Source organism: Massilia sp. CT11-108 (assembly GCF_047302915.1).
Classification (GTDB): domain Bacteria; phylum Pseudomonadota; class Gammaproteobacteria; order Burkholderiales; family Burkholderiaceae_D; genus Telluria; species Telluria orientalis.
Genome location: NZ_JBKYMO010000279.1, coordinates 1 through 7,486 on the forward strand (window position 1 = coordinate 1; position 7,486 = coordinate 7,486).

Sequence of the window (7,486 nt, forward strand, 5' to 3'; positions counted from 1 at the left end):
GATCGACACGATGGCCGACGGCGGCTGCTTGTAGTTCATCGTGATATCCGTAATGTTCACATTACGGATCGGCTGCCTTCGCTCCTGCACTTTTTTTATCGCTTCTGACATTCCAGCACTCTTCCAAAATTTAAAGTTATGGGCCCGCCGGAACGCGTCCATGCGGCTCTCGCCGCAAAAAACTTGTCCGTGGGATACCTGTATTATCGCGAAATCTCACTATGCTGTCCAATATATGGATAATCTAGGATCCATACTTTTCACAGATACCGCATGGAACTCAGACATTTACGCTATTTCGTTGCCGTCGCCGAGGAAGGCAATATCACCCGCGCGGCGGAACGGCTCGGCATCGGCCAACCGCCGCTGAGCCAGCAGATCCACGCGCTGGAACGGGAGCTCGACGTGAAGCTGTTCCACCGCACCGGCCACGGCGTGGTGCCGACCGACGCCGGCAAGGCGCTGCTCGTCGACGCCAAGCGCCTGCTGGGCGACGTGGAGCACGCCACCCTGAACGCGCAGCGGGCCGGACGCGGCGAGACAGGCCATTTGCACCTCGGCTTCACCGCCTCCGCCGCGTTCCACCCGATCGTGCGCGCGTTGGTGCGCGAATTCCGCAATGCGTATCCCGGCGTCGGCCTCACGCTCACCGAAGGCACGACGGCGCACCTGCTGGCGCAACTCGAGGAAGGCCGGATCGACCTGGCCTTCCTGCGCCCGGGCGTGCACTCGTTCGCCGGCGTCGTCCTGCAGGACATCGCGAGCGAGTCGATGAAGGCCGTGCTGCCGGTCACGCATCCGCTCGCGCAGCGCGCGCGGATCCCGCTGTCCGCGCTGGCGCAGGAACCGTTCGTGCTGATTCCCCGCGCGGCCAGCCCGATGCTGCACGACGAGATCGTGTCGGCCTGCCGCCACGCGGGCTTCGAGCCGATGCCGGGCCAGCAGGCGCCGCAGCTGTCCACCGTCGTCAGCCTCGTCGCGGCGGAATTCGGCGTGTCGATCGTGCCGGCGTCCGTCAGCCAGTTCCACGCCGAAGGGGTGACGTACGTGGACATCGCGGATGCAAAAGTCCGCTCGAAGCTGGCGCTCGCGTCGCTCGAAGGGAATTCGTCGACCAAGGTCGGCAACTTCCTGGATATCGCCCGCCAGGCGGCGGGCACGCGCAGGTAGGTCAGCCCACCTGCGCCGCGATCCGCGCCGCGCTTTCCGGGTCCGTCTGCCGGATCGCCTCGACGAACACGTCCAGCGACGACCCGCACGCGAACACGAGCACGTCCCCGCGGCGGCACAGCGACAGGCCCAGGCGGATCGCCTCGCCCACGTCCAGTTCGCGGTGCAGGGTATCCGTCTTGCCGACGACTTCCTCGGCGCCCTGCAGGATCAGGTCGACAGCGCCGCCGTACGGGCGCCCGCGGCTCGACGATTCGTACACGACCAGTTCGTCGAAGCGCCCGGCGCACACGCGGCCCACTTCCAGCAGGTCGGCGTCGCGCCGGTCGCCCGGTGCCGTCACGATGCCCACCAGCTGGCCGGGCAGCAGCGAGCGCGCCATCTCGGCCAGCGCGGCATACGCGGCCGGATTGTGCGCGTAATCGACGATGACCGTCACGCCGCGCACGTCGAACACGTTCGTGCGCAGCGGGTTCGTCTTGCCGTCGCTGACGAACGTCGACAGCCCCGTCGCGATCTGCAGGTTGCTGAAGCCGGCCGCCATCAGGCCCGCCGCCGCCGCGAGACCGTTGGCGATGTTGTAGCGCGCGCGGCCGCCCAGGGCGATCGGCATCGCTTCCACGCGCACTAGCTCCTGGTGGTAAGTGGCATCCGCCACGACGATCGAATTGTCCTGGAAGTAGACCGCGCGGCCGCCCTCTTCCAGGTGGCGCAGCAGCACGGGACTGTCCGCCTCCATCGCAAAGTACACGATCTCCACGTCCGGATGGACGCGGCGCGCCATCGCCACGCACAACGGGTCCTCGGCGTTCAGCACGACGGCGCGGCTGGCCGCCAGCGGCACCACGGCCTTCACCTGCGCGAGGTCTTCGATCGTGTCGACGCCGTCCAGGCCCAGGTGGTCGGGCGATACGTTCAGCACCATGCCGATGTCGCAGCGGTCGAAGGCGAGGCCGCGTTTCAGGATGCCGCCGCGCGCGGTCTCCAGCACGGCGAACTCCACGTCCGGAGACGCGAGCACCGTGCGCGCCGACCAGTAGCCCGTGCAATCGCCCTTCGTGACTTCCTTGCCGGCGATGTAGACGCCGTGCGTCGTCGTCACGCCCGTGACCTTGCCCGCGAGGCGCACCGTGTGCGCCATCAGCAAGGTGGTCGTCGTCTTGCCGTTCGTGCCCGTGCACGCGATGATCGGGATGCGCCCGTCCGACTCGCCCATCAGGCCCTGGACGATGGCGTCGCCCGCATCGCGCGGCGTGCCGCCGCTGGGATGCTGGTGCATGCGGATGCCGGGTGCCGCGTTGACTTCGATGACGGCGCCGCCCTGGTCCGCCAGCGGCTGGGCGATGTCGCGGCAGACGATGTCGATACCGGCCACGTCCAGGCCGATCTTCGCGGCCGCGCGTACGCACAGGCGGCGCGTGGATTCCGGCAGCAGGTCCGTCACGTCTTCGGCCGTGCCGCCCGTGGACAGGTTCGCGTTCCCGCGCAAATACACCGTCGTGCCGGCGGCAGGCACGGTGTCCGGGACGAGGTCCTGGCGCCGCAGCAGGTCTTCCGCATGGGCGTCCAGCGCAATCTGCGTGAGGATGTTCGTGTGGCCCGCGCCGCGCGCCGGATTGCGGTTCTCGAGATCGACGAGTTCGCGCACCGTGTGCGTGCCGTCGCCCACGACGTGCGCGGGCCGCCGCAGCGACGCCGCCGCCACCTTGCCGCCCGCGACGAGCACGCGGTAGTCCGCGCCTTCGATGAAGCGTTCGACGATGATGTGGCGGCCGAACTTGCGCGCGTACGCGTAGGCCTGCTCGACTTCTTCATCCGTGCGGCACGCGACCGTGACGCCCTTGCCCTGGTTCGCGTCCAGCGGTTTTACGGTCACCGGCGCGTTCAGCTTATTTGCCATGTGATGGGCGACGCGCAGCGCGTCTTCGACAGTCGTCACCGTCTCGCCCTGCGGCACCGGAACGCCCGCCTCGTGCAACAGCTGCTTGGTGAGCTGCTTGTCGCTGGCGATGCGCACGGCGATGGTGCCCGTGTCGCCCGTGATCGTCGCCTGGACGCGCTTCTGCTTCACGCCCCAGCCCAGCTGGAACAGGTTCGCGTCTTCCGTGATGCGCGTGACGGGAATGCCCCGCTCCTGCGCGGCGGCCAGCACGGCGGCCGTGCTCGTACCGATCGCGTAGTGCTCCGCGATCTCGCGCAACTCTTCCAGGCGCGGCGCCAGGTCGAATGCGTGGCCGTGCGCGAGCGTGTCGACGATGTCCACCGCCAGCGCGAACGCCGGCTGCGCGACCTTTTCGAGCTGGTAGGCGCAGACGATGCGGTACTGGCCCGGCTCGCCCGTCACGGGACGCGTGCGCCCGAACGCGACGGGCGCGCCCGCGAGGCATTGCAGGCCCAGGGTCACATGCTCGATCACGCGCGCGAGATACGTGCCCTCGCGCAGGCGCTGGGCGAAGCCGCCCGGCTGGCCCGTCGGAACGAGGTAGTCCGCGAGCGATGGCAACAGGGCCAGCAGCGCCTCGTTGAATTGCGGGAGGTCGCGGGTCGAGACGCCGTACAGATCGTCCAGGTCGAGCACGGACAGCAGGCAGGGGGTGGCGGCGTGGATGTTCGGTCCGCGCAAGAAGCGTTGTTCGAGTATGTGCACAGGAATCCCTTGTTTGTCGGGCGGCGCGGCGCGCACGGGCGCGCCGCTGCGTTCATTTCAAGCGTCCAGCAGCTGCGAATACATCCGCGTGGCCATCAGGCCGATCGCCGTGTGGTGCACGGACGGCGACATCAGCTGCGCCAGCATCGCCATCGCCTCAGGCTTGCCGGCGGCCGCCGCCACGCGCTGCTCCAGCTGGTGCAGTTCGGAGTCGCCGCCGCTGCCCGCGGGGCGGCGGCGGATCAGGCCCCGCTCCGGATAACCGCTGCGCTGCGCATGCTGCGTGAGGCTGTCGAGCGTGCGCTGGCGGGCGCGGTGGCTCAGCACGCGGGTCGTGCGCGCGGCGGCGCTGGCGTCGCGCGGCGTCGTGATCCAGTCGCGCAGCACCTGCTGCTCGTAGCTCGAGAACACACCGAACATCTCCGCCCGCTCGCCCTGGATCAGGCGCCAGAAGCGGCTCTGCTCCACCTCTTCGCCGCGTTGGATCCAGCCGGATTCCTCCAGCTTCGTGAGGAAGTCGGGGATCTGCTGCGGATCGCCGAGCCAGTCGTTGACGGAGCGGCCGGCCACGCGGCAGTAATCCGAGTGCATGTTCTTGCCGATGGCTGCCTTGGCGCCGAAGATCTCGACCAGTTCGGCTTCGAGGTCGAAGGCGCCGATGACGGAGGTCGTGCACGCGCCCAGGTCGTTCAGGCGGTAGCCGTCCAGCACGCGCTGGAAGAACGCGGCCGGGTCGCCCGACTGCGCCATCAGGTGGCGCAGCGCCTGCACGGCCTTGTGCGCGTGGCCGCTGCCGGCATTGTCCACGGTGACGTGCAGCGTGAAGTAATACGGGTCGATCCCGAGTTCGTTCAATTCGTAGGACGTGATCAGCAAATGCAGCGGCAGTTGTTCGTAGCCGAGGTTGTAGCCCACCACTTCCGGCACGAAGGCGTCGGCGTTGTACGCGAGCGCGAGCTGGATGGCGCCCTGCACGAAGTGGTCCGCCGGCAGCGTCTCCCAGTGTTCGCAGCCGTGCGCCGCGAGCAGGCGGCGGTACAGCGTGACGTGGTTCTTGTCCGGCACGCCGTCGCCCAGCTCCTCGAGATAGGTCTTGATCAGGGGATGGAAGTCCGGATTCTCCCAGCGCGACAGGGTGCCGTACAGCCAGGCGCCGTCGACGAGCTTCGTGGGCGCGACGCCCTTCAGGAAGTACAGCGCATGCGACTTGTTCGTGAAATAGCGGCGCGGCGCGCCATTCTTGCGCGCGGCGAGGTATTCGCGGTACGCGATGCCGACCGATTCGGCACGGCCCTGGATCCAGCCCTGCAGCTGCCACACCGCATCCGGCAGTTCGCACGGTTCGGCGCGCGCGACTTCGATCTGTGCCGCGAGGAACGCGCGGGACGCCTCGAGGGCCGCGGCCGGGTTGTCCATCAGCGCGAAGTACAAGTCCCTGGCGGACGATACCTGGACCGGGCGGGTGTCCCGGCCTGCCGCGCGGGCCGGGCTGTCGACGACAAAAGTGGAGGTCATAACAAATCTTTTGGTAAATGTTCTACCAAGATTATGCGGACCCGGCCAACTTGGCGTAATCGGTACGCTTCCCTCCAGGATGTCGGACAGGGATTACAAAAAATATATCGTTGCAGAATTAAAAAGCGGCGCCGCAGCGCCGCTTTATCGAAGTGCAGTCCGGTTACGGCTGCGTCACGCCACTCAGCAGGGAGCGCGAACGGGCATAACCGAAATACACCAGCAGGCCCAGCACCAGCCAGATGAGGAACGCCACCCACGTGATCGCGGACAGGAACGACATCAGCGCCAGGCAGAACACGACGGCGATGCCCGGCACGATGGGCACGCCCGGGCAGCGGAACGCCCGCTTCAGGTCCGGCCGCTTCTTGCGCAGGACGATGACGGCGACGGAGACGAGGCAGAACGCGGCCAGCGTGCCGATGTTGACGAGCTCTGCCAGCACGTTCAGCGGCACGAACGCGGCGATCAGGCCGAACAGGATGCCGACCACCCACGTCGCGAAGAACGGGGTGCCGAATTTCGGGTGCACGGTGGACAGCTTCGCCGGCAGCAGGCCGTCGCGCGACATCGCGTAGATGATGCGGGTCTGGCCATAGGCCATCACCAGGATCACGGTGGTCATGCCGAGGATCGCGCCCAGGTCGATCCAGCCGGCGAACCAGTTTTCGCCCGCGTGCTGCAGGGCCAGCGAGACCGGGTGGTCGATGCCCTTGAACATCTGGAACGGGACGATGCCGGTCATGATGGCGGCGACGATCACGTACAGGATCGTGCAGATGGCCAGCGAGCCGATGATGCCGATCGGGAGGTCGCGTTCCGGACGCTTGACTTCCTCGGCGGCCGACGTGACGGCGTCGAAGCCGATGAACGCGAAGAACACGACTGCTGCGGCGCTCATGATGCCCGTGCCGCCGAACGGCGCGAACGGATGCCAGTTGGCCGGCGTGACGTGCTTGAAGCCGACGGCGATGAACAGCAGCACGACGATCATCTTGATGACGACCATGACGTTGTTGACGCGGGCCGATTCGCGCACGCCGTACGACAGCATCGCGGTCAGCACGAGCATGATGACCAGCGCCGGCAGGTTCATCACGCTGTGCACGCCCGGCACCGCGCCCGGGGCGGCGGACAGGATCTCGGGAATGGTGATGCCGAAGCCGCCCATCAGCGACTGGAAATAGCCGGACCAGCCGACGGCCACCGCCGACGTCGCCAGCCCGTATTCGAGCAGGAGGTCCCAGCCGATCATCCAGGCGACGAGTTCGCCGAGGACGACATAGCTGTAGGTATAGATCGAACCGGCGATCGGCACGGTCGACGCGAACTCCGCGTAGCACATGGCCGCGAAGCCGCACGCGATGGCGGCGACGATGAACGACACCGTCAACGCCGGACCGGCCGTCAACGCGCCGGTACCGGTCAGCACGAAGATACCGGTGCCGACGATCGCCCCGATGCCCATGAGGATGAGGTCGGTTGGCCCCAGCACTTTCTTCAGCCCGCCCGGGGTACGGGAGGCTGCGACCATGTTGTCGAGATTCTTGGTTCTGAAAAGACTCACTGCTTTCTCCAATCGATAGTAGATAGATCCCGGTCCCTGATTGTTATGTGCGGCGGGCAGGCGATAACCTGCACATACATCCGCCGAAGGGGGTCTCCTCCTGGGCTCGGGCCGCCGGGACTGGCATGCAAGAACAATGCCGGTCGCCAGCCTGGCGGCGTCACATTATCGCCATTCTGTTATCCAGAATCAAAGGAAATACTCAATATTTCAAGGTGTAGAAGCTGGGAAACCGCAAAAAACGGCCAGGAACGCTTAGCGCAGCGTGCAAATGAGGAGTTCCGGATCGGCATTCAGCCGCAGCGGAATGCCGGAACAGCCGACGCCGCGGCTGACGATCAGCGGGCCGTTGCCGGGCACGTCGTAGCGGCCGTAGCAGAAATCGCGCGAACACGGTCCGCTGGGATGGAACAGCGGCGCACCATCCGGGAGCGCGATCTGGCCGCCGTGGGTGTGGCCGGCGAAGGCGACGTCGAAGCGCTGGCGCTCCAGGCGGTACAACCCGTCGGGGGAATGCGTGAGGTAGATCCGGACGGCGCCCGCGCCGGCGAACGTGGCGCCGGCCGACGGCGCCCCGGTCCACGGAT

General features: G+C 67.0%; 4 protein-coding genes and 1 pseudogene. 1 reads left to right on the plus strand and 4 read right to left on the minus strand.

Features of this window, described 5'->3' with window-relative positions; all coding sequences use genetic code 11:
• Positions 1 to 273: 273 nt before the first annotated feature.
• Positions 274 to 1,170, plus strand: coding sequence for a LysR family transcriptional regulator (locus ACEN88_RS20135; protein ID WP_413342385.1), 897 nt, complete (start codon positions 274 to 276; stop codon positions 1,168 to 1,170).
• A 1-nt stretch (position 1,171) separates the two neighbouring features.
• Here the strand turns inward: ACEN88_RS20135 and cphA are convergent, their stop codons facing one another.
• The 4 genes and pseudogenes from cphA to ACEN88_RS20155 all read right to left on the minus strand — a co-directional run.
• Positions 1,172 to 3,817 (minus strand): cyanophycin synthetase, encoded by a 2,646-nt coding sequence (gene cphA, locus ACEN88_RS20140; RefSeq protein ID WP_413342387.1) that lies wholly within the window; start codon positions 3,815 to 3,817, stop codon positions 1,172 to 1,174.
• 57 nt (positions 3,818 to 3,874) lie between these two features.
• Positions 3,875 to 5,332: an iron-containing redox enzyme family protein gene (locus ACEN88_RS20145; protein WP_413342389.1), complete on the minus strand. Its 1,458-nt coding sequence runs from the start codon at positions 5,330 to 5,332 to the stop codon at positions 3,875 to 3,877.
• 163 nt (positions 5,333 to 5,495) lie between these two features.
• The gene (locus ACEN88_RS20150) at positions 5,496 to 6,899 is read right to left on the minus strand and encodes an amino acid permease (protein ID WP_413342390.1); all 1,404 of its coding nucleotides are present in this window, start codon (positions 6,897 to 6,899) and stop codon (positions 5,496 to 5,498) included.
• A gap of 255 nt (positions 6,900 to 7,154) precedes the next feature.
• Positions 7,155 to 7,486, minus strand: a pseudogene (locus ACEN88_RS20155) (metallophosphoesterase); the annotation flags it as partial.